The sequence below is a fragment of the Priestia sp. P5 genome, assembly GCF_029522155.1.
GTDB lineage: Bacteria > Bacillota > Bacilli > Bacillales > Bacillaceae_H > Priestia > Priestia megaterium_E.
In genome coordinates this window covers 217,852-239,236 of record NZ_JAKWFJ010000003.1, presented here as the reverse complement: position 1 = coordinate 239,236, position 21,385 = coordinate 217,852, and the positions used below count along the sequence as shown (strand labels likewise).

25 protein-coding genes are annotated in these 21,385 nt (G+C 39.3%); all 25 read left to right on the top strand.

The annotated features are described in order from the left end of the window. Positions 1-435 precede the first annotated feature (435 nt). The 25 genes from rho (at position 436) to MMB69_RS22670 (ending at position 21,355) form a co-directional block, all read left to right on the top strand. On the top strand, positions 436-1,710 hold the full coding sequence (gene rho / locus MMB69_RS22790) for a transcription termination factor Rho (RefSeq protein ID WP_013059823.1): 1,275 nt from the start codon (positions 436-438) through the stop codon (positions 1,708-1,710). Between the two features lie 154 nt (positions 1,711-1,864). Then, positions 1,865-2,065, top strand: coding sequence for a 50S ribosomal protein L31 (gene rpmE / locus MMB69_RS22785; protein ID WP_013085477.1), 201 nt, complete (start codon positions 1,865-1,867; stop codon positions 2,063-2,065). Between the two features lie 204 nt (positions 2,066-2,269). Continuing rightward, positions 2,270-2,884: a thymidine kinase gene (locus tag MMB69_RS22780; RefSeq protein ID WP_153252841.1), complete on the top strand. Its 615-nt coding sequence runs from the start codon at positions 2,270-2,272 to the stop codon at positions 2,882-2,884. A 138-nt stretch (positions 2,885-3,022) separates the two neighbouring features. Further along, on the top strand, positions 3,023-4,090 hold the full coding sequence (prfA, locus tag MMB69_RS22775; RefSeq protein ID WP_013059820.1) for a peptide chain release factor 1: 1,068 nt from the start codon (positions 3,023-3,025) through the stop codon (positions 4,088-4,090). Further along, positions 4,090-4,941, top strand: coding sequence for a peptide chain release factor N(5)-glutamine methyltransferase (prmC, locus tag MMB69_RS22770; protein WP_221785874.1), 852 nt, complete (start codon positions 4,090-4,092; stop codon positions 4,939-4,941). The genes prfA and prmC overlap by 1 nt, the downstream gene beginning before the upstream one ends. A 120-nt stretch (positions 4,942-5,061) precedes the next feature. Then, positions 5,062-5,955, top strand: a complete 894-nt coding sequence (gene spoIIR, locus MMB69_RS22765) for a stage II sporulation protein R (RefSeq protein WP_277448478.1) — start codon at positions 5,062-5,064, stop codon at positions 5,953-5,955. Positions 5,956-6,040: 85 nt separating this feature from the next. Then, positions 6,041-6,487: a GNAT family N-acetyltransferase gene (locus MMB69_RS22760; RefSeq protein ID WP_221785872.1), complete on the top strand. Its 447-nt coding sequence runs from the start codon at positions 6,041-6,043 to the stop codon at positions 6,485-6,487. 192 nt (positions 6,488-6,679) lie between these two features. After that, positions 6,680-7,720 carry an L-threonylcarbamoyladenylate synthase gene (locus MMB69_RS22755; RefSeq protein WP_221785871.1) on the top strand — a complete coding sequence of 347 codons (1,041 nt, stop codon included), beginning with the start codon at positions 6,680-6,682 and terminating at the stop codon, positions 7,718-7,720. A gap of 67 nt (positions 7,721-7,787) precedes the next feature. After that, entirely contained in the window at positions 7,788-8,348 is a 561-nt protein-coding gene (locus tag MMB69_RS22750; RefSeq protein WP_013059815.1) for a manganese efflux pump MntP, read from the top strand. Positions 8,349-8,372: 24 nt separating this feature from the next. Then, positions 8,373-8,528 (top strand): hypothetical protein, encoded by a 156-nt coding sequence (locus tag MMB69_RS22745; protein ID WP_221785870.1) that lies wholly within the window; start codon positions 8,373-8,375, stop codon positions 8,526-8,528. A 50-nt stretch (positions 8,529-8,578) separates the two neighbouring features. Continuing rightward, complete coding sequence (locus MMB69_RS22740; protein ID WP_153252778.1) at positions 8,579-9,007, top strand: low molecular weight protein arginine phosphatase; 429 nt, start codon at positions 8,579-8,581, stop codon at positions 9,005-9,007. A gap of 80 nt (positions 9,008-9,087) precedes the next feature. Next, the gene (gene rpiB, locus MMB69_RS22735; protein ID WP_153252777.1) at positions 9,088-9,549 is read left to right on the top strand and encodes a ribose 5-phosphate isomerase B; all 462 of its coding nucleotides are present in this window, start codon (positions 9,088-9,090) and stop codon (positions 9,547-9,549) included. A gap of 35 nt (positions 9,550-9,584) precedes the next feature. Beyond that, positions 9,585-10,136, top strand: coding sequence for a TIGR01440 family protein (locus MMB69_RS22730; RefSeq protein ID WP_029319400.1), 552 nt, complete (start codon positions 9,585-9,587; stop codon positions 10,134-10,136). 117 nt (positions 10,137-10,253) lie between these two features. Beyond that, positions 10,254-11,498 carry a serine hydroxymethyltransferase gene (locus tag MMB69_RS22725; RefSeq protein ID WP_013059811.1) on the top strand — a complete coding sequence of 415 codons (1,245 nt, stop codon included), beginning with the start codon at positions 10,254-10,256 and terminating at the stop codon, positions 11,496-11,498. Between the two features lie 214 nt (positions 11,499-11,712). Continuing rightward, positions 11,713-12,342 carry a uracil phosphoribosyltransferase gene (gene upp, locus MMB69_RS22720; RefSeq protein WP_013059810.1) on the top strand — a complete coding sequence of 210 codons (630 nt, stop codon included), beginning with the start codon at positions 11,713-11,715 and terminating at the stop codon, positions 12,340-12,342. A 22-nt stretch (positions 12,343-12,364) separates the two neighbouring features. After that, positions 12,365-13,516, top strand: coding sequence for a non-hydrolyzing UDP-N-acetylglucosamine 2-epimerase (gene wecB, locus MMB69_RS22715; RefSeq protein WP_033580399.1), 1,152 nt, complete (start codon positions 12,365-12,367; stop codon positions 13,514-13,516). A gap of 67 nt (positions 13,517-13,583) precedes the next feature. After that, positions 13,584-15,776, top strand: coding sequence for a S8 family serine peptidase (locus MMB69_RS22710; RefSeq protein WP_277448476.1), 2,193 nt, complete (start codon positions 13,584-13,586; stop codon positions 15,774-15,776). Between the two features lie 297 nt (positions 15,777-16,073). Beyond that, positions 16,074-16,295, top strand: a complete 222-nt coding sequence (locus MMB69_RS22705) for an AtpZ/AtpI family protein (protein WP_013085464.1) — start codon at positions 16,074-16,076, stop codon at positions 16,293-16,295. A 6-nt stretch (positions 16,296-16,301) separates the two neighbouring features. Beyond that, entirely contained in the window at positions 16,302-16,673 is a 372-nt protein-coding gene (locus MMB69_RS22700) for an ATP synthase subunit I (RefSeq protein ID WP_013059806.1), read from the top strand. An 18-nt stretch (positions 16,674-16,691) separates the two neighbouring features. Then, positions 16,692-17,402, top strand: a complete 711-nt coding sequence (atpB, locus tag MMB69_RS22695; protein WP_013059805.1) for a F0F1 ATP synthase subunit A — start codon at positions 16,692-16,694, stop codon at positions 17,400-17,402. A 90-nt stretch (positions 17,403-17,492) separates the two neighbouring features. Further along, on the top strand, positions 17,493-17,705 hold the full coding sequence (gene atpE / locus MMB69_RS22690) for a F0F1 ATP synthase subunit C (RefSeq protein ID WP_013059804.1): 213 nt from the start codon (positions 17,493-17,495) through the stop codon (positions 17,703-17,705). A 102-nt stretch (positions 17,706-17,807) separates the two neighbouring features. After that, on the top strand, positions 17,808-18,326 hold the full coding sequence (locus tag MMB69_RS22685) for a F0F1 ATP synthase subunit B (protein WP_013085463.1): 519 nt from the start codon (positions 17,808-17,810) through the stop codon (positions 18,324-18,326). Further along, on the top strand, positions 18,323-18,868 hold the full coding sequence (locus MMB69_RS22680; protein WP_028411987.1) for a F0F1 ATP synthase subunit delta: 546 nt from the start codon (positions 18,323-18,325) through the stop codon (positions 18,866-18,868). The genes MMB69_RS22685 and MMB69_RS22680 overlap by 4 nt, the downstream gene beginning before the upstream one ends. A 15-nt stretch (positions 18,869-18,883) precedes the next feature. Further along, positions 18,884-20,392: a F0F1 ATP synthase subunit alpha gene (gene atpA, locus MMB69_RS22675; RefSeq protein WP_013085461.1), complete on the top strand. Its 1,509-nt coding sequence runs from the start codon at positions 18,884-18,886 to the stop codon at positions 20,390-20,392. Between the two features lie 105 nt (positions 20,393-20,497). Next, positions 20,498-21,355 carry a F0F1 ATP synthase subunit gamma gene (locus MMB69_RS22670; protein ID WP_013059800.1) on the top strand — a complete coding sequence of 286 codons (858 nt, stop codon included), beginning with the start codon at positions 20,498-20,500 and terminating at the stop codon, positions 21,353-21,355. Positions 21,356-21,385: the final 30 nt, after the last annotated feature.

Sequence of the window (21,385 nt, the reverse complement as noted above, 5' to 3'; positions counted from 1 at the left end):
TGTAGCTTATATATTTATGAATAGGGTAAATAGATAAAAAGGGAAGCTAAAAGAAAAATTTCACTTCTTATTCTAACGTCCAGTTTATTTCCTTTAATGTGAAATTATGAAAAGGTTTTCCTCGCTTCTCGTAAGCTATTAAATTTCCTTTTTTTTATTCATCTTCTAAAGTAAAAAAAGATTGATTAAAAAGATAGAAAAAGGTTAGAATATAAATTGCTACGTTAAATTTATCAAGATAATATAAATGGTTTTATGTCGGAATTATTCTTCTAAAAGTGTATAGTTAATCAATTGATTCTACTTATTATACTTCAAAGGTTATATTCTCCATTTTCACAGATTTATTCCATCCATATCATCTCTCAATTTTATATTTGAATTTAATATGGGAGGAACGGTTAAAAATTATTCATTATAAAGCGTGGTGTCCTAATGAACTTAACATTATCCAGTTTAGAAAATATGAAATTAAAAGAGCTATATGAACATGCTCGTGAGTATAAAGTTTCGTACTATAGTAAATTAACGAAAAAAGAACTTGTCTTTGCTATTTTAAAGGCTCAAGCTGAACAAGATGGGCTTTTATTTATGGAAGGCGTTCTTGAAATTATTCAGTCAGAAGGATTCGGTTTCTTACGACCAATTAACTATTCACCGAGTTCAGAAGATATTTATATCTCAGCTTCACAAATTCGTCGCTTCGATCTGCGTAATGGAGACAAGGTATCGGGGAAAGTTCGTCCTCCAAAAGAAAATGAGCGCTACTACGGATTATTACATGTAGAAGCGGTAAACGGAGAAGATCCAGAAACGTCAAAAGATCGCGTGCATTTTCCAGCGCTAACGCCGATTTATCCAAATGAGCAAATGCTGCTAGAAACTCAGCCAAGAAGTTTCTCTACGCGTATTATTGACTTGATTTCACCGATTGGATTTGGGCAACGGGGACTAATTGTTGCGCCGCCAAAAGCAGGTAAAACGATGCTGTTAAAAGAAATTGCCAATAGCATTACAACGAATCATCCTGATGCAGAATTAATTGTCCTTCTTATCGATGAGCGTCCTGAGGAAGTGACGGACATTGAGCGTTCGGTTGACGGTGATGTTGTCAGTTCTACATTTGATGAAGTGCCAGAAAACCACATTAAAGTAGCGGAACTTGTCCTTGAACGTGCGATGAGATTAGTCGAACACAAAAAAGATGTTGTCATTTTGATGGATAGCATCACAAGACTTGCTCGTGCTTATAACTTAGTTATTCCACCGAGCGGTCGTACACTATCAGGGGGTATTGACCCGGCTGCTTTTCACCGTCCAAAACGATTCTTTGGAGCTGCTCGTAACATTGAAGATGGAGGCAGCTTAACCATTCTAGCAACAGCCTTAATTGATACAGGCTCTCGTATGGATGATGTTATTTATGAAGAATTTAAAGGTACAGGTAACATGGAACTGCATCTAGATCGTTCACTAGCTGAAAAACGTATCTTCCCTGCGATTGACATTCGCCGCTCAGGCACACGTAAAGAAGAGCTGTTAATTCCAAAAGAGCATTTAGACCATTTATGGGCAATTCGTAAATCAATGGCAGATGCTCCTGATTTTGCAGAAAAATTCTTAAAACGTTTACGTCAAACAAAGACAAATGAAGAGTTCTTCTCGATGTTAACGGAAGAGAAAAAAACGCTTCTAGCAAATAAACGATAAGTTATAAAACATGTGGTTGCAAAAGCATACAACCCTTGTTATAATTTCATCATGTGTGTTGATAAAGTACACAGTGAAATAGTTATTATTTCATCACTATCTTTATCAATAAACTCTGTTTCAGAATGATTCAGGGCGGAAGGAGATGAAACGAATGAAAACAGGAATTCATCCAAACTATAAAACAGTTATGGTTAAATGTACTTGCGGAAACGAATTTGAAAGTGGTTCTGTAAAAGAAGAGATCCGCGTTGAGACTTGTTCTGAATGTCACCCATTCTACACTGGTCGTCAAAAATTCGCTGAAGCTGGTGGCCGTGTTGATCGCTTCAACAAAAAATACGGTCTTAAATAATCACATTGTCGAAACAAACAGGCAAGTAGCTTAACTTCTTGCCTGTTTTTTTGCTTATAAAAGTAGAAAAACAGTGTCTGCTTGATAAAAAAGTGGGTACTTTATCATAGGAATAAGATCTACATAGAAGACGTAGATTAAGTTAGTAGCGGTTCGCTCAGAAACGGAACGAGAAGAAGGGAGAGTCCCGCAGTGGTGTACGTAATGAAACAAAGCGGTTGGATAGAAGTAATTTGTGGCAGTATGTTTTCAGGGAAATCAGAAGAGTTGATTCGACGTGTGCGCCGTACGCAGTTTGCTAAACAAAAAGCACAAGTGTTCAAGCCTGCAATTGATAATCGATATAGCGAAGAAGCTGTCGTTTCACATAATGGTACATCTGTTATGGCTTATTCAATCTCGGCATCGCGCGATATTTTAAAGCGAGTAAATGAAGAGACAGACGTAGTAGCGATAGATGAAGTACAGTTTTTTGACACAGATATTCTAGAAATTGTTCAATCTTTAGCAGATCAAGGCTTTCGTGTGATTGTAGCGGGGTTAGATCAAGACTTCAAAGGTGAACCTTTTGGACAAATGCCGCAGTTAATGGCTATTGCAGAATCGGTAACAAAGCTACAGGCCGTGTGCGCTTCATGTGGCTCTCCTGCGAGCCGTACGCAGCGTTTGATTAACGGTGAGCCTGCTTCTTATGACGACCCTATTATTTTAGTCGGTGCGTCTGAATCGTACGAACCAAGATGTCGTCATTGCCACGTTGTGCAAAAGTCTAAAGGACAAGCTGTGTCTGTGGACTCAAGCGAAATGGTCGAAAAATAAAGCAAGAATTTTATGATGATAAAAACAGAACGCGCAGTTCTGTTTTTTTGTTCATATACGTGTATTAACAAGGTTTTGACTCTATTTTAAAGCTATACTATAATTACAATGTTATGGATAAAGAATGAGGTGAATGACGTGTTTGATCGTTTAGAAGCGGTAGAGGCGCGCTATGAGAAGTTAAACGAACTTCTGAGTGACCCTGAGATCGTAAACAACCCCTCTAAGTTGAGAGAATATTCGAAGGAACAATCAGATATACAACAAACGGTAGCCGCTTATCAGGAATACAAAGATGTAAAAGAGCAGTTATCAGAAGCGAAAACGATGCTTGAAGATAAGCTTGATGCAGATATGCGTGACATGGTAAAAGAAGAAATTGCCGAGTTAGAAACGCAGCAAGAAGAGCTAGTTGAAAAGCTACGTATTTTATTAATTCCAAAAGATCCAAACGATGATAAAAACGTAATCATGGAGGTTCGTGGAGCTGCTGGTGGAGATGAAGCGGCATTATTTGCAGCTAATTTGTACCGCATGTATTCACGCTTTGCTGAATCACAAGGCTGGAAAACAGAAGTAATGGAAGCAACGACTACTGGAGTAGGCGGTTATAAAGAAATTATCTTTATGATTAACGGTAAAGGTGCGTACTCAAAGATGAAATTTGAAAACGGTGCACACCGTGTTCAACGAGTTCCTGAAACAGAATCAGGTGGTCGTATTCATACATCTACAGCAACGGTAGCATGTCTTCCTGAAGCAGAAGAAGTCGAAGTGGACATTCATGAAAAAGACATCCGTGTAGATACATTTGCTTCAAGTGGACCTGGTGGTCAAAGTGTTAATACGACGATGTCAGCCGTTCGTTTAACGCATTTACCAACAAATACAGTGGTATCATGTCAAGATGAAAAGTCTCAGATTAAAAATAAAGAAAAAGCAATGAAAGTGTTGCGTGCTCGCGTGTACGATAAGTTTCAGCGAGAAGCACAAGCAGAGTACGATGCAACGCGCAAACAAGCAGTTGGATCAGGAGATCGCTCCGAGCGTATCCGTACGTATAACTTCCCGCAAAATCGCGTAACGGACCACCGTATTGGTCTGACGATTCAAAAGCTAGATCAAATCTTAGAAGGCAAGCTTGATGAAATTATCGATGCATTAGTCATGGAAGACCAAGCGCGCCGAATGGAAGATTCGAACTAATGAAAGTATTTGAAGCCCTTAAGTGGGCTTCTTCTTTTTTGAAAGAGGCAAAGCGAGATGAAAACGCGGGAGAACTTTTGCTTCGCCACCACTTGCAGATGACGAGAACTCATTTGCTAGGTGCTCTGCAGGAAGAACTAGAAGAAGAAAGTCTAAAAAGATTTGAACAAGATGTCCATGCTCATAAAGCAGGTATGCCTGTACAATATCTAATCGGGACAGAAGAATTTTACGGGCGTTCATTTATTGTAAACGAACATGTATTAATTCCAAGACCGGAAACGGAAGAGCTGGTATACGGAATGATTTCTCGAATAAAAAAAGAATTTCAACACCAGCCTATTGAGCTTGTAGATATTGGAACGGGAAGTGGGGCAATTGCTATCACTTTAGCTTTGGAGCTTGACAGAGTGGAAGTTACAGCAACAGATATAGCTATAGAATCTTTAAGCGTAGCCAAAGAAAATGCTCAAAACCTGGACGCTGCTGTCACGTTTATACAGGGAGATCTATTACAACCATTTCTATTATCAAATCAGAAATTTGATGTAATTGTGTCTAATCCGCCTTATATTCCAGCAGATGATGAGTTGTCCACAGTGGTAAAAGATCATGAGCCAAACCGAGCTCTTTTTGGTGGAAAAGATGGCCTGGATTTTTATCGACGTTTCATGGAAGAGCTGCCATATGTGACGAAGTCAAATAGTATTATTGGGTTTGAAGTCGGGGCTGGACAGACAAAAGATGTAGCTGAGATGCTGCAAAAAACGTTTCCGACAGCTTTTGTAGAATGTGTATATGACATTAATGGAAAAGATCGAATGGTTTTTGCACAACTTCGCGAGAACTAAAAAAATCAGAGGGAATGATTTTCCCTTTGATTTTTGAAAATCATGCATTTTTTACTAAATTACTAGTTTAAGATATCTTGCTTTCGGCCATACTGTTCCTATGAAAGGGCGGTGGCCGAAATGAAGAACTATGCTATCATTTATTTTATTTTATTAATTATTGGGGCAAATGCTCAACTTATATATACACATAACCAAGTGCAGGCAGATCAGCCTGCAGTCATTCCAGACGAGGCGATTCGACTGCGCATTTTAGCAAACAGCGATGGTGAAAAAGACCAGTACGTAAAACGTCTGATTCGTGACCGGGTGAATGAACAAATTACAGAATGGGTAAAAGATTTAACATCCGTAGCGGTAGCTCGAAAAACAATTAAAGAAAATTTGCCGGCGCTTGAAACAATTGCGAAAGAAGTGTTAAAAGAAGAAGGCGTAAATGAATCTGTTCATGTTAAATTCGGAAAAGTAGAGTTTCCTACTAAGTTGTACGGTCAGTTCTTATATCCAGCAGGTGAGTACGAAGCCGTGCTTATTACTCTTGGCAAAGGAGAGGGAGCAAACTGGTGGTGTGTACTATTTCCTCCTTTATGCTTCTTAGATTTCTCAAACGGTGAAGCGGTAAAAGCGCCGGAGCCATCTGAAGAAGAGCCAAAGGAAGAAAAAGAGAAACCAGCAGCTTCTGAATCAAAATCTGCAGACAAAACAGATGACAAATCGGCTGAAAGTAAAGAACCCGCAGCGAAAACAGAAATTCAATCTGCAACTATTACATCGGATTCTATTGAGCAGAAGGCTGAGGAACCTTCTCAACCAACAGTATCTTCTAAAGAAGCAATTGCAAAAGATACACGCAGCACAGTAAAGGAAGAAACAAGTGCTAAGGCTGAAAAAAAGGAAAGTAAAGAAGCTGAAAAGTCTGTTCCATCTAAGAAAAAAGCTGATTCTAAATCAAAAGAAGATTCTGTAGAAGTTAAGTTTTTTGTAGTAGAATGGGTATCGTCAGTATTTAATTAATAGAATCATTAAAAATAAAATTCAGTTCTACTTTTTTTAATCATCTCATAGATTTGTTACTAGAAAACAAGTTGAGGTGATTAAAATGAGAGAACAATTAAAAATTGCTAGTGAAAATGATTATATTCGAATTCAACAGTTCTTACAAAAAGCGGGCATTAGCACAGCTGGCGTGGAAGAGCATATTCATCAATTTGTCATAATGGAAAATGAAGAAGGCGAGCTGCTAGCAACAGTTGGGTTTGAAAAAGAGGGTGTGGATGGAATTCTCCGCTCCCTTGTCGTATCACCTTCTTTAATGCAATCTGATATTCTGCTGCTATTTAAAAGCATCGTCCAGTTGGCTCAAAAGCACGGCGTGAAGCAACTATATTTACTAACAAATAAGGCATCTTCTCTACATTTTTTTCAAATGATGAACTTTCAGCAAACATCTTACAGTGCACTGCCTGAGTTGTTAAAAGAGCATTCTTATTTAAAAAAGTTACCAAACCCTCAGGAGGTCTACGTGATGTTTTATGCAGCTAGTTAAAAGAAAATGTGGATAAATCATTTTAACGGGGTATCCACAATGTTATTCACAAAAATATAAGCTTTATCCACATTTTGTGGATAAAGCTTGTTTGTTGATATAATGAATGCATGTATTTTACTGCTTTTAATACATATTGTACTTTTAAAGTAAAAAAAACCTAGATATAGAAAGAAAAAGGAGTTGAAGAAGATGGAAACTAAGTTATGGGTTGTGGATAATTTTATGAACGAAAAAGGTATTTATCCACAGATAGAAGAAGCGGCAGATTTGCTGCGCAATCACGAAGTAGTTGCTTTTCCTACAGAAACGGTGTATGGATTAGGAGGAGATGCCACATCAGATAAAGCTGTGGATAAAATTTTTGCAGCGAAAGGACGTCCTAGTGATAACCCTCTTATTGTTCATATTGGAGATAAAGAGCAGCTTCATACATTTGTAGAGTCGATTCCTTCAAAAGCAGAGAAAGTGATCGATGCTTTTTGGCCGGGCCCTCTTACAGTAATATTACCCAAAAAAGATGGAGTCTCAGATAAGGTTACGGCTGGTTTAAACAGCATTGCAGTGAGAATGCCATCACATCCGGTAGCCCTCGCATTATTAAAGAAAGTGGCTTTGCCTATCGCAGCTCCTAGTGCAAACCTTTCCGGCAAGCCAAGTCCCACTCTAGCTCATCATGTGATGAATGATTTAGAAGGGCGTATTAGCGGAGTTGTGGATGGAGGAGCAACAGGGGTAGGAGTAGAGTCGACTGTCCTTGACTGTACCGAAGAGATTCCTATTATTTTACGGCCGGGCGGCATTACTCAGAAAGAGTTGGAAAATGTAATTGGTCCCGTAAAAGTAGATCGAGCGTTATTAAGTGATAAAGAAGCGCCAAAATCTCCAGGTATGAAATATACGCATTACGCACCTGATGCACCGCTTGTCATCGTTGACGGCAGTTCAGATTTTTTCCAATCTATTATTGATCGCTATAAAGATCGGGGTAAGCGAGTGGGGGTATTAACGACATCTGAACATGAAGATGCGTATAAAGCGGATGCGGTTATCACATGTGGATCTCGTTCAAATTTAGAGACGGTTGCTAGCCACTTATACGAGTCGCTTCGTTCATTTAATGAGTGTGATGTAGATATTATCGTTAGTGAAAGTTTTTCTGAAGAAGGAGTCGGTCATGCCGTTATGAATCGATTAATGAAAGCGGCAGGACATCATGTGATTAAGCAATAAAATTCATCTTCTAAACCTTTTCGAATGTGCATATTTTGAAATAGGAGCACGTCCGAGGAGGGTAAAGATGAATGTATCTCAGTTAATTAGTGAAATGATCACGTTAGTCATTATGGCGTTTGCCTTAGGAATGGATGCTTTCTCAGTTGGTTTGGGAATGGGATTAATTCGTTTACGCTTTCGCCAAATTTTCTACATTGGTGTTGTTATCGGTGTATTTCATATTTGGATGCCACTGTTAGGCATGTTTATTGGACGACTTTTGTCTGATAAACTTGGAATGTTTGCTACCTATGGCGGTGGGATTTTATTGCTGATTCTTGGAGCCCAGATGATTTATTCCTCCTTTAAGCATGACGATACGCCGTTTATCAAACCAGTTGGCTTTGGACTGTTATTTTTTGCGCTCAGCGTGAGTCTAGATAGTTTTTCTGTTGGACTTAGCTTAGGTATTTTTGGGGCAAGAACGTTTTTGACCATTATTGTTTTTGGTGTAGTGAGTATGCTATTAACTTGGTTAGGACTGCTGCTAGGCAGAAGAGTACAAGGTTGGCTTGGTTCATATAGTGAGGCGCTGGGCGGGAGCATTTTATTAGCTTTTGGAATCAAATTGTTACTACCTTTTTAAATATATATAAATTGGTAAAGGATCATGACCATGCAGGTTATGGTCTTTTTTTGCTTCTTTTGGATTGTAGCGATAAAAGAAGGAAAGCGAAGTCGTTTTTTCGAGATGGATGAAGCGGTAATGGATAAAAAATACCCAGAAAAGCGAACTGGATTTATGCAAGCAATAGAGATACAATAGGGTGGAATGTCAACATAGTCGAACATAGTGAAAGCAAGGGAGGATGTATCTTGAAAAACATCTTATTTGTATGTACAGGAAACACGTGCCGCAGCCCTATGGCAGAAGCGTTGCTCAAAGCAAAAGAGATAGATGGAATAAACGTGAAGTCTGCAGGTGTATTCGCTTCAAATGGAAGCGAAGCTTCTGTTCATGCACAAGTTGCCCTTCAACAGAAAGGCATAGCTTGTTCTCATGCTTCGGCAGCATTAACGGAAGAACAATTGATGTGGGCTACTTATATTTTTACGATGACGGAGCAGCATAAAATGCTGATTTTGAACCAAGCTCCATACGTAAGTGATAAATTATTTACGCTAAAAGAATTTGCCGACGAGCAAGGTGAAGTATCTGATCCGTTTGGCGGATCATTACAGACGTACGAACAGACTTTAGAAGAGTTAGAGCGTATGATTAACAAAATAGTCGACAAATTATAAAAGGTCCCATAAATTTTTGCTGGCTTAAAATGAACAGAAATTTAATATAAGACGAAGGTATGTATGAGGAGGAAACAAAGATGAAAGTAGCTATTGCATCTGACCACGGCGGTATAAATTTGCGACAGGAAATTATCTCTTTAATGGAAGAATTAAATATTGAATATGTGGATTTAGGGTGTGAATGCTCAGCATCTGTCGACTATCCGGATTATGCACTTCCCGTTGCCCAAAAAGTGGCGAGCCAAGAAGTAAGCCGAGGCATTCTTATTTGTGGAACAGGCATCGGTATGAGTATAGCAGCTAATAAAGTAAAAGGAATTCGCTGCGCTCTAGTGCATGATACATTCAGTGCAAAAGCAACAAGAGAACATAATGATAGCAACATTTTGGCGATGGGTGAACGCGTCATTGGGCCGGGGCTTGCACGTGAAATTGCGAAAATTTGGTTAATGACGGAATTTGAAGGCGGTCGCCATGAAAATCGCGTGAATAAAATTAAACAGTATGAGCAGCAAAGCGATGCAACAGTAACTGTATAATGTGAACGTATTCAATGAAAGAAAGGAAGAAAAACGTGTCTGAACTTACGAAATGGAAAGAGCAGTTGGAAACAGTTTTATCTGATTTTTTAGCACAAGTGCAGTTGTCTTCAGAACATACACTTGTCATTGGATGCAGTACAAGCGAGGTAATTGGTGAAAAAATAGGAACCGCAGGCGCAATGGAAGTCGCAGAAATGATTTTTGATACACTAGCAGATTTTCGGAAAAAAACGGGTGTCCACTTAGCATTTCAATGCTGTGAACACCTCAATCGAGCACTGGTAGTAGAAAGAGAATTAGCTCGAAAAGAACGTTTAGAAATCGTTAGTGTTGTGCCTATTCATAAAGCAGGCGGAGCGATGGCTACACAGGCCTATGGCCAGCTTAAAGATCCTGTTTTGGTAGAGTTTATTAAAGCTGATGCCGGTATTGATATTGGAGATACATTCATTGGTATGCATTTAAAGCATGTCGCAGTACCCGTTCGTTGTACGTTAAACGCAGTTGGACACGCTCATGTTACTGTAGCAAAGACGCGTCCAAAACTAATTGGTGGAATGAGAGCGTTTTACGAACTTTCGTAATTAAATATATTAAAATAATACACATTTTTTCTTTTTTATTCTAAATAAATCATGTTACAATGTAGTTGAATCAACAAATAACGAACATTGCGAATACGAAACGAGGAGAGGATTTTGATGGAGAAACAACTAATGCAACAAGATCCAGCAGTTTATAATGCGATCAAGGATGAATTACAAAGACAACGTACTAAAATTGAGCTAATTGCTTCAGAAAACTTTGTAACAACAGCGGTAATGGAAGCACAAGGTTCAGTTTTAACAAATAAATATGCTGAAGGCTATCCAGCTAAACGTTACTACGGCGGTTGTGAACACGTGGACGTAGTAGAAGACTTAGCTCGTGATCGTGCAAAAGAAATTTTCGGAGCAGAGCACGTGAACGTTCAACCTCACTCAGGTGCACAAGCAAACATGGCTGTATACTTCACTGTTTTAGAAGCTGGAGACACAGTACTAGGTATGAATTTATCGCACGGCGGTCACTTAACGCACGGAAGTCCTGTTAACTTTAGTGGTGTTCAGTACAATTTCATCGAATATGGCGTAGATCGTGAAACACATCGTATTAACTACGATGATGTATTAGAAAAAGCTCGTACACATAAACCAAAATTAATTGTGGCTGGTGCAAGCGCATATCCACGCGCAATCGACTTCAAGCGTTTCCGTGAAATCGCTGATGAAGTAGGGGCTTATTTAATGGTAGACATGGCTCACATTGCTGGTCTGGTAGCTGCAGGACTTCATCAAAATCCTGTGCCACATGCTCATTTCGTTACAACTACAACACATAAAACACTGCGCGGACCACGCGGCGGTATGATTTTATGTAAAGAAGAATTCGCGAAAAAGATTGATAAGTCAATCTTCCCTGGTATTCAAGGTGGTCCATTAATGCACGTTATCGCTGCCAAAGCAGTAGCGTTTGGTGAAGCATTACAAGATGAATTTAAGCACTATGCTCAAAATATCATCGACAATGCTAATCGTTTAGCAGAAGGATTAAAGAAAGAAGGATTTGCTCTTGTATCTGAAGGAACAGACAATCACCTTGTGTTAATCGACGTAAGCTCAATGAATTTGACAGGTAAAGTAGCTGAAAAAGCGCTTGATGATGTAGGTATTACAACAAACAAAAATACAATTCCTTATGATGAGCAAAGCCCATTTGTAACAAGCGGTATCCGTATTGGTACAGCTGCGGTTACAACTCGCGGATTTGGCTTAGAAGAGATGGATGAAATTGCTTCTATCATCGGATTAACGCTTAAAAATATTGAAGATGAAGAAAAGTTAGCTGAAGCTAAAACACGCGTTGAAGCTTTAACAAGCAAGTTTGAAATGTATAAATCACTTTAAGAGAGACAGGCCTTTGTGCCTGTTTTTTTTATGGAGAAAGTGGTAGCAATTCAATCATTTTTTGAATAATGCTTGAACTCAAAAACTTTTTTCTGTAAAATGAATGCAATGTATAAATTTAATTAGCAAGAGATATGTTTTTACTAGTACGTACCATTCAATTCGTTGAATGGTATTTTAATGTGTACATCTTTATATATAAGGAGAGATATCAATGGGCAAAGTATACGTATTTGATCACCCGCTTATTCAACACAAATTAACTTACATACGCGATGTAAAAACGGGAACGAAAGAGTTTCGTGAATTAGTTGATGAAGTGGCAAGCTTAATGGCTTTTGAAGCAACACGTGATTTACCGCTAGAAGATGTTGAAATTGAAACACCGGTTTGCAAAACAAAGTCAAAAGTTATTGCAGGGAAAAAGCTTGGTATCGTTCCAATTCTTCGTGCTGGTATCGGCATGGTAGATGGATTTTTAAAACTAATGCCAGCTGCTAAAGTTGGACACGTTGGCTTATATCGTGATCCAGAAACATTACAGCCTGTTGAATATTATGTAAAGCTACCTAATGATGTAGAAGAGCGTGACTTTATTGTAGTAGATCCTATGCTTGCAACAGGAGGGTCAGCTGTAGAAGCAATCAACTCTCTGAAAAAAAGAGGCGCTAAAAACATTAAATTTATGTGTTTAATTGCTGCTCCTGAAGGCGTGGAAATTGTAAAAGAAGCACACCCTGACGTAGATATTTACATTGCAGCATTAGATGAAAAATTAAATGACCATGGATATATTGTTCCAGGTTTAGGTGATGCAGGGGATCGTTTATTCGGTACAAAATAATTTGTAGATTTGGGTGATGAACATGAAGCAGCCAATTAAAGTAATGACGATATTCGGGACAAGACCAGAAGCAATTAAAATGGCTCCTCTAGTATTAGAGCTTAAAAAGCGACCAGAAGAGTTCGAAGCAATTGTTACAGTAACGGCTCAGCACCGTGAAATGTTAGACCAAGTATTGAGCATCTTTGACATTCAGCCTGACTATGACCTGAACATTATGAAGGATCGCCAAACCCTTATGGACGTAACGACCAGAGGATTACAAGGCTTGGACGACGTAATGAAAAAAGTAAAGCCGGACATGGTACTTGTACACGGTGATACAACTACGACGTTTATTGCTGGGCTAGCAGCTTTTTATAATCAGATTCAGGTCGGGCATGTTGAAGCAGGTTTGCGCACATGGAATAAATATTCTCCATACCCGGAAGAAATGAACCGTCAGCTTACAGGTGTTCTCGCTGATTTGCACTTTGCTCCAACAGATAAGTCTGCAGCTAATTTGCAAGCAGAGAACAAAAAAGAAGAGCGAATCTTTGTGACTGGAAATACAGCTATTGATGCGTTAAAAACAACAGTAAAAGAGACATATGAGCATGAAGTGTTAACGAAATTGGGAGATGATCGTCTTATTTTGTTAACGGCACATCGCCGCGAAAATTTAGGCGAACCAATGAAAAATATGTTCCGTGCTGTTAAGCGTATTGTAGATGAACATGAAGATGTGCAAGTTGTGTATCCTGTTCATTTGAATCCAGTAGTTAGAGAAACAGCAAACGATATCTTAGGAAATGACCCGCGCATTCATTTAATTGAACCGTTAGATGTAATTGACTTCCATAACTTCGCTGAGCGCGCTCATATTATTTTGACAGATTCGGGCGGTGTTCAAGAAGAAGCTCCTTCATTAGGCGTACCTGTATTGGTACTTCGCGATACAACAGAGCGCCCGGAAGGAATTGAAGCAGGAACGCTCAAACTAGCAGGCACGGAAGAAGAAACGATTTATACGCTAGCAAAAGAGCTGTTAATAGATGAAGACGTATATAAGCAAATGTCACAAGCATCGAATCCTTACGGAGACGGCTTAGCTTCTAAACGCATTTGTGATGCTATTAGCTACTATTTCAACCGCCGTGAAAACAGACCGGAAGCTTTTAATCCGCTTTCGTAAGATTTCTAAACACCTTTCACATGAAAAGCGTCTCTTTGAGACACGATAGTGTGAGAGGTGTTTTTTTATGTGGATTAAATGGTTAATGATTAGCTTTATATTGGGAAGTGGAGGAGGGCAAATGTCGCTCAATCCGACATTTCCTTCTATAAAACAAGAAATGAATCATCAGGAAAAATCAATCATTGTGATGATTAAAAAAGAAAAATTCACGAAATTTAAAAGTCAGCTACAAAAAAATTATCCTAATATAAAGATTAAGAGCGAATTTCACACAGTGTTTACAGGACTTTCATTAAACGGCTCCATCTCGGATTTGGAAAAACTATCTCAGAATCCATCTATTATTAGTTCACATTCTATTAAAAACTATCAGGTTACAGAAGAAAATAGCGTAACGTTCATTGGCTCAGAACAGGTAAGAGGCTTGTTTGATACTCACAATCAGCGCTTAACAGGAAAAGGGATCAAAGTAGGCGTTATCGATACGGGGGTTGATTATTCTCACCCTGATTTAAAACAAACCTACAGAGGGGGTTACGATGTAATAGATGAAGATTATGAGCCGATGGAAACCACTCGTGAGCAAGGAGAACCGACTCTGCACGGTACTCATGTAGCTGGTATTATTGCAGCGAATGGGAATATTAAAGGCGTAGCACCCCAAGCGGAAATCTATGCATACCGAGCTCTTGGACCTGGAGGAGCTGGAACGTCTGAAAGTGTTATTCTAGCTATTGAAAAAGCAATTCAAGATGATGTAGATATTATTAATTTATCATTAGGAAATGATGTGAATGGCCCTGATTTACCAACAAGCTTAGCGTTAGATCGAGCTGTTGAAAAAGGAATTGTAACGGTTACATCTAGCGGCAATTCAGGTCCAGGTTTATGGACGGTGGGCTCTCCGGGTACAGCGGGAAAAGCTATTTCCGTTGGCGCTTCTGTTTCTCCGACAACAGTTCAATTTCTAACAATTGGATTTAACAAAGAAAAAATTATGATGGCGCCAGTAGAAGGGTCTCGTCCATGGACGTTTAATCAAACGCTGCGTGTAATAAATGAAGAAGATTCCAAAGAGCAAAAGCATGCGTCGGGTAACGTCATTTTGCTAAAAGCAGAAGGAAATGCGGTTCAAAAAAAGATTAAACAAGCTGAACTGGCGGGAGCAAAAGCGGTTATTTTATATAGCCCGACAGAAAAAAGCATAGTCAGTAAACTAAAAGAGTCAGTAAATATTCCCGTGATATGGGTAAGTAAAAAAAGCGGTGACACCATTAGCCAACACATTCAGTCTCAACAACCGTACTTACGCACTGGCCAGCAAGTGGTGCAAGACTTGCTCACATCTTTCAGTTCAAGAGGGCCTGTAACGACTACTTGGGGAATCAAACCAGACGTCGTCGCACCAGGTTACTTCATTAATAGTACAGTTCCTGGAGGATATGAACGCATGCATGGCACAAGTATGGCTGCGCCCCATGTAGCTGGAGCGTGTGCGCTGATTTTACAAGCTCACCCGAACTGGTCTCCTGAACAAGTCAAAGCTTCATTGATGAACACCAGTAAAGTAATGCAGCAGCTAAACGGTCAAACGTATCGCGTATATGAACAAGGAGCGGGAAGAATTCAAATAGCAAAAGCCGTCACAGCAGAATCTTTGTTTTATCCATCTTCTTTATCTTTTGGTATTTTTACGCGTCCATCAAAGAAAGTTTTATCTTTTAAAATTGATAACCAGTCTGATAAAGCAAAAACGTATCGCTTAAACGTTCCAAAAAGGGATGAAGGAGTGAACTGGGATGTTCCATTACCCGTCACGGTGCCACCCCGTCAGACAAAAGAGATAGCTGTCACTTTATCGGTGCAGCCCCGTTTTAAAAATAAAGGTATATATGACGGATATTTGGAAATAAATGATTCACGTGAAACATTTTCGCTTCCCTATATGTACATGATTAGCATTCCAGATTATCCTCGTGTCATGGGATTGCAAGTAGCAGCGGAAAAAGAGAAAAATACGTATAGCTATGAACTGTTTTTGCCTGAAGGAGCAGATCAGTTAGGCGTCGCTCTTTTTGATAAGCAGTCTTTACAGTTTGTATCGTATTTAGATGTTGACGTGGATGTAGAAAGAGGCATGAGAAAACGAAAAATAACGATTGATGAATCGCTTGTACCAGGAGTGTACCAAATATTTGCATTTGTGAAAAAGCATAGACAAGAGCAGGTTGTACACAGTACAATAACGATTGAATGAACCTCTTTAAATGTTTTCATTTGAAGAGGTTTTATGTGTGGCAGAAATGTGAACAATAAGAAGAGATTGTGAAGTTTTTAGCTTAAACACATTGACATTAAATATACGCTATTGTATGCTTACAGGGAATATAAATGATAAGGTTTTCAACCTGTGAAAACCGTTGATATTTCTGCGTATTTTATTAGCTGTTTTTACCTTTTTTAGCAATTTTTTTTGCCTTTCTATCATATATTGAGCTATGAAAACGATAGAGAATTCGGAAAAAAGAAAATTTTGCAAAAGGGGTATGAGCTTATGAAAGATCGCAACCGTCATCCTTTGCAAGCGATGGCATTAGTGTCAATCATTCTATCACAGTTAGCAGGTTCAGTCTTAATTGGCTTATTCTCTGGAAGATGGGCTGATCAATGGCTTGACACCGAACCACTATTTTTGATTTTAGGCCTTCTTTCAGGGCTAGCAGCAGGTGTTTTTATGATGCTGCGGACAGTCCACCATTTTTTTTCAGGAGATTAATAATTCATGCAGGATTTGCAGCACGTTTTTCCAAGACTTCGTTCATACATATTGTATTTGTTAGCATTATACGTTCTCGGCTGGGGATTTACAAGTTATAAGGCTGTTTTTGCAGGTTTAATTTTAGGAACCGCCTTGAGTTTGTATAATTTGTGGAACTTAGTAAGAAAGTTTGAGCAGTTTGGACAGGCGTTGGATGAGGGGAAAAAGCCCCGTTCAATTGGGACTGTTGTAAGATTTGCAACAGCTGCTCTCGCAGTTGTGATTACCATCTCTTATCCAAAAACCTTTCATATTATTAGTGTAGTTGTGGGATTAATGACGTATTATGTTGTCATTATCATAGATTTAGTTGTTCAAAATATGCGTAGAAGATAGAAAGAGAGGTGAACACAGTTGGGTCATGAATCACCAACTATAGAGTTTCTAGGCCTTACTTTTAGTCAAAGTAACTTGCTTATGGTTACCGTAGCTTCTGTTATTGTATTCTTAATTGCAGTTTTATGTACTCGTACTCTTGCTATGAAGCCAAGCGGTGCACAAAACTTTATTGAATGGGTCTTAGATTTTGTTAAAGGACTCGTTAATAGCAATATGGATTGGAAAACAGGTGGCCGCTTTTTGACGCTAGGTGTAACTTTACTTATGTACATTTTTGTGTCAAATATGTTGGGTCTTCCATTCGCCATCGTGATTGACCATAACTTATGGTGGAAATCGCCAACCGCTGATCCAGCAATTACGCTGACGTTAGCCGTTATGGTAGTTGTACTATCACATTATTATGGTATTAAAATGCGAGGTTTCTCTGCATACACGAAAGATTACTTCAAGCCAATGGCATTTTTATTCCCGCTTAAGATTATCGAGGAGTTTGCCAATACGTTAACGCTTGGCCTTCGTCTTTACGGTAATATTTATGCTGGGGAAATTTTGTTAAGCTTGCTAGCTGGTTTAGCAACAACAGGCTTCCTAGGTACAATTGGAGCTGCTATCCCAATGCTTTTATGGCAAGGATTCAGTATTTTTGTAGGCGCAATTCAGGCCTTCATTTTCACAATGTTAACGATGGTTTATTTATCTCACAAAGTGAGTAGCGACCATTAATTTATAAAGCTTTGTTCAAGTAATACCCAATTTGGACAAAACAAAACTTAGTTAAACAAAATCATATATATTAAGGGAGGACTTTATAAAATGGGTTTAATAGCATCTGCAATTGCGATTGGTTTAGCGGCACTAGGTGCTGGTATTGGTAACGGTCTTATCGTTTCTAAGACGATTGAAGGCACAGCTCGCCAACCAGAAGCACGTGGTACATTAACTTCAATGATGTTCGTTGGGGTTGCCTTAGTTGAGGCGCTTCCAATTATCGCCGTAGTTATTGCATTCATGGTACAAGGTAAATAATAATGTGTTACATGTGGCGAAGATCATTCAAAAGAACCTTCGCCATTACTTTATGTCTTTAAGAAGTAAATTATATATGTGGAGTCTCTGAAGGGAGTGAACATGGCCGTGTCGAACATGTTTGTGTTAGGAGCAGCAGGCATTAATGGTGGAGATATTCTTTTCCAATTAGTGATGTTCCTTATCCTACTTGCGTTACTTCAAAAATTCGCGTTTGGTCCTGTAATGGGAATCATGAAAAAACGTGAAGAGCATATTGCCGGTGAGATTGATGAAGCAGAAAAGCAAAATGAGGAAGCGAAGAAGCTTGTTGAAGAGCAGCGTGAAATCTTAAAGCAATCTCGTCAAGAAGTGCAAGTAATGATGGAAAACGCTAGAAAGTCTGCAGAAGATAAAAAAGAAGAAATCATTGCAGCAGCACGCGAAGAGTCTGAGCGTCTAAAAGCTGCAGCAAAACAAGAAATCGAACAGCAAAAAGATCAAGCAGTTGCTGCGTTACGTGAGCAAGTTGCTTCATTATCTGTTTTAATTGCGTCGAAAGTTATTGAAAAAGAACTTTCTGAACAAGATCAAGAGAAGTTAATTCATGAATATATCCAAGAAGTAGGGGATGTACGATGAGTCAACCAGCTGTAGCCAAGCGCTATGCACTAGCTCTTTTTCAATTAGCAACAGAAAAACAGATGATCGATGAAATGCAAGACCAGCTACAAATCGTTGAAGAGGTGTTTGCTAAAACACCTGAATTAATGGATGTATTAACTCATCCAAAAATTACAATTGAGCGAAAAAAACAGTTTGTAAGTGAGGCATTTGCTGAACTTTCACCAACTGTTCAACATACGGTTCTTCTATTATTAGAGCGTCACCGCATTCAAATTGTTAGCCAAATGGTGCAAGAGTATCGTTTCCTAGCGAACGAAGTACGTGGCGTGGCAGACGCAACTGTTTATTCTGTCAAACCTTTAAGCGCAGATGAGAAACGAGCAATCTCGCAATCATTTGCTTCAAAAGTTGGAAAACATACGTTAAATATTTCAAATGTAGTAGATAAAAGCCTAATCGGCGGCGTGAAGCTTCGCATTGGTAATCGTATCTATGATGGCAGCATTAGCAGCAAATTAGAAACGATCCACCGAGGACTTCTTGCACACAGATCGTAGATAGGGGTGAAATTCATGAGCATCAAAGCTGAAGAAATTAGTGCGCTGATCAAGCAGCAAATTGAAAACTATCAGTCTGAGATTAAAGTGAGTGATGTAGGTACTGTTATCCAAGTTGGGGATGGTATCGCACGTGCTCATGGCCTCGACAATGTCATGGCTGGAGAACTGGTTGAATTTTCAAATGGTGTCATGGGAATGGCACAAAACTTAGAAGAAAACAATGTAGGTATCATTATTTTAGGACCATATACAGAAATTCGTGAAGGTGACGAAGTTCGCCGTACAGGACGCATCATGGAAGTTCCAGTAGGAGAGCAGTTAATCGGTCGTGTTGTTAACTCATTAGGTCAGCCAGTAGACGGCTTAGGCCCGGTAGAAACAACAAAAACACGTCCAATTGAAGGTGCTGCACCTGGCGTTATGGATCGTAAATCAGTACATGAGCCGCTTCAAACAGGTATCAAGGCGATTGACGCACTTGTGCCGATCGGCCGTGGACAGCGTGAGTTAATTATCGGTGACCGTCAAACGGGTAAAACATCGGTAGCAATCGATACAATCTTAAACCAAAAAGATCAAGATATGGTATGTATCTATGTAGCGATTGGCCAAAAAGAATCAACAGTTCGTAACGTAGTAGAGACATTACGTAAACACGGTGCTCTAGATTACACAATCGTTGTAACAGCATCAGCTTCACAACCAGCTCCACTATTATTCTTAGCACCATACGCTGGAGTAACAATGGGTGAAGAGTTTATGTATAACGGTAAGCACGTACTTGTTATTTACGATGACTTAACAAAACAAGCATCAGCTTATCGTGAACTTTCATTACTATTACGCCGTCCTCCAGGTCGTGAAGCGTACCCAGGGGATGTATTCTATCTGCACTCTCGTTTATTAGAGCGTGCGGCAAAGTTATCGGACGCAAAAGGTGGAGGTTCATTAACAGCTCTTCCATTTATTGAAACGCAAGCAGGAGACGTATCTGCTTATATCCCAACGAACGTAATTTCGATTACAGACGGACAAATTTTCTTACAGTCAGATCTATTCTTCTCAGGCGTACGTCCTGCGATTAATGCTGGTCTTTCTGTATCACGTGTAGGGGGATCTGCACAAATTAAAGCGATGAAAAAGGTAGCAGGTACACTGCGTCTAGACCTTGCATCTTATCGTGAGCTTGAATCGTTTGCTCAGTTCGGTTCTGATCTTGACCAAGCAACTCAAGCAAAATTAAATCGAGGAGCGCGTACAGTTGAAATCTTAAAACAAGGTTTACACAAACCGCTTCGCGTAGAAAAACAAGTAGCTGTGCTTTACGCATTAACAAAAGGCTTCTTAGATGATGTTCCAGTATCAGATATTACACGCTTTGAAGACGAGTACTTAACATGGTTAGAATCAAACCGTAAAGAAGTACTTGAATCAATCCGTACAACTGGTGGCCTTCCTGAAGCTGGCGTATTCGAATCAGCACTTGAAGAATTCAAGAAAACATTTATTGCATCTGAATAATATATTGTCAGCATGGTATGTTAAGACAATCTTTCAATAAGGTGAAGGTGAACATTTGTTCACCTTTCATACCACGTGATCTTCTAAAACAAGGTGGTGAAACCTTTGGCATCATTACGTGATATACAAACTCGAATCACATCGACGAAAAAAACGAGCCAGATTACGAAAGCAATGGAAATGGTTTCAGCTGCAAAGCTGAATAGAGCGGAACAAAATGCAAAATCGTTTGTTCCATATATGGAAAAAATTCAAGAGGTAGTCTCAAGTGTAGCCCTAGGCAGCAGAGGCGCTTCACATCCAATGTTAACTGCGCGCAGCGTGAAGAAGACTGGTTATATCGTAATCACTTCAGATCGCGGTCTAGCAGGAGCATATAACAGTAATATTTTGCGAAAAGTATCTCAAGCTATTGAAGAACGCCATCAATCACCTGATGAATACGGTGTGATTGCAATTGGACGAGTAGGGAGAGATTTCTTCGTAAAACGCGGTATTCCGGTTTTGCTTGAAATCACAGGCTTAGCAGATCAGCCAGCTTTTGCTGACATTCAAGGAATTGCTTCACAAACAGTTCAAATGTTTGCGGACGGTACGTTTGATGAACTTTACTTATACTACAATCACTTTATCAATACGATTTCACAAGAAGTGACGGAGAAGAAGCTATTGCCTCTAACAGATCTTCAACCTTCTGGTAAACTTGTTGGTTATGAATTTGAACCATCACAAGAAGAGATTTTAGAAGTATTACTTCCTCAGTATGCAGAGAGTTTAATTTACGGCGGCCTACTTGATGGAAAAGCAAGTGAGCATGCTGCTCGTATGACAGCGATGAAAAGTGCAACAGACAATGCAAAAGATCTTATCAATAATCTTACATTGTCATATAACCGTGCACGTCAAGCGGCAATTACCCAGGAAATTACGGAAATTGTTGGCGGAGCGGCAGCGTTAGAATAGAAAGTTTAATGGAAAAGCAAGTTAGGAGGG

Bases quoted from the DNA above. Each gene is read 5' to 3' on its own strand.
- MMB69_RS22710 (WP_277448476.1), top strand. From the start codon at position 13,584: ATGTGGATTAAATGGTTAATGATTAGCTTTATATTGGGAAGTGGAGGA.
- atpA (WP_013085461.1), top strand. From the start codon at position 18,884: ATGAGCATCAAAGCTGAAGAAATTAGTGCGCTGATCAAGCAGCAAATT.
- MMB69_RS22780 (WP_153252841.1), top strand. From the start codon at position 2,270: ATGAAACAAAGCGGTTGGATAGAAGTAATTTGTGGCAGTATGTTTTCA.
- MMB69_RS22700 (WP_013059806.1), top strand. From the start codon at position 16,302: ATGCAGGATTTGCAGCACGTTTTTCCAAGACTTCGTTCATACATATTG.
- MMB69_RS22705 (WP_013085464.1), top strand. From the start codon at position 16,074: ATGAAAGATCGCAACCGTCATCCTTTGCAAGCGATGGCATTAGTGTCA.
- MMB69_RS22750 (WP_013059815.1), top strand. From the start codon at position 7,788: ATGAATGTATCTCAGTTAATTAGTGAAATGATCACGTTAGTCATTATG.
- MMB69_RS22760 (WP_221785872.1), top strand. From the start codon at position 6,041: ATGAGAGAACAATTAAAAATTGCTAGTGAAAATGATTATATTCGAATT.
- MMB69_RS22680 (WP_028411987.1), top strand. From the start codon at position 18,323: ATGAGTCAACCAGCTGTAGCCAAGCGCTATGCACTAGCTCTTTTTCAA.
- MMB69_RS22725 (WP_013059811.1), top strand. From the start codon at position 10,254: ATGGAGAAACAACTAATGCAACAAGATCCAGCAGTTTATAATGCGATC.
- rpiB (WP_153252777.1), top strand. From the start codon at position 9,088: ATGAAAGTAGCTATTGCATCTGACCACGGCGGTATAAATTTGCGACAG.
- rho (WP_013059823.1), top strand. From the start codon at position 436: ATGAACTTAACATTATCCAGTTTAGAAAATATGAAATTAAAAGAGCTA.
- MMB69_RS22745 (WP_221785870.1), top strand. From the start codon at position 8,373: ATGACCATGCAGGTTATGGTCTTTTTTTGCTTCTTTTGGATTGTAGCG.
- MMB69_RS22685 (WP_013085463.1), top strand. From the start codon at position 17,808: ATGGCCGTGTCGAACATGTTTGTGTTAGGAGCAGCAGGCATTAATGGT.
- upp (WP_013059810.1), top strand. From the start codon at position 11,713: ATGGGCAAAGTATACGTATTTGATCACCCGCTTATTCAACACAAATTA.
- prmC (WP_221785874.1), top strand. From the start codon at position 4,090: ATGAAAGTATTTGAAGCCCTTAAGTGGGCTTCTTCTTTTTTGAAAGAG.
- rpmE (WP_013085477.1), top strand. From the start codon at position 1,865: ATGAAAACAGGAATTCATCCAAACTATAAAACAGTTATGGTTAAATGT.
- MMB69_RS22755 (WP_221785871.1), top strand. From the start codon at position 6,680: ATGGAAACTAAGTTATGGGTTGTGGATAATTTTATGAACGAAAAAGGT.
- wecB (WP_033580399.1), top strand. From the start codon at position 12,365: ATGAAGCAGCCAATTAAAGTAATGACGATATTCGGGACAAGACCAGAA.
- spoIIR (WP_277448478.1), top strand. From the start codon at position 5,062: ATGAAGAACTATGCTATCATTTATTTTATTTTATTAATTATTGGGGCA.
- atpE (WP_013059804.1), top strand. From the start codon at position 17,493: ATGGGTTTAATAGCATCTGCAATTGCGATTGGTTTAGCGGCACTAGGT.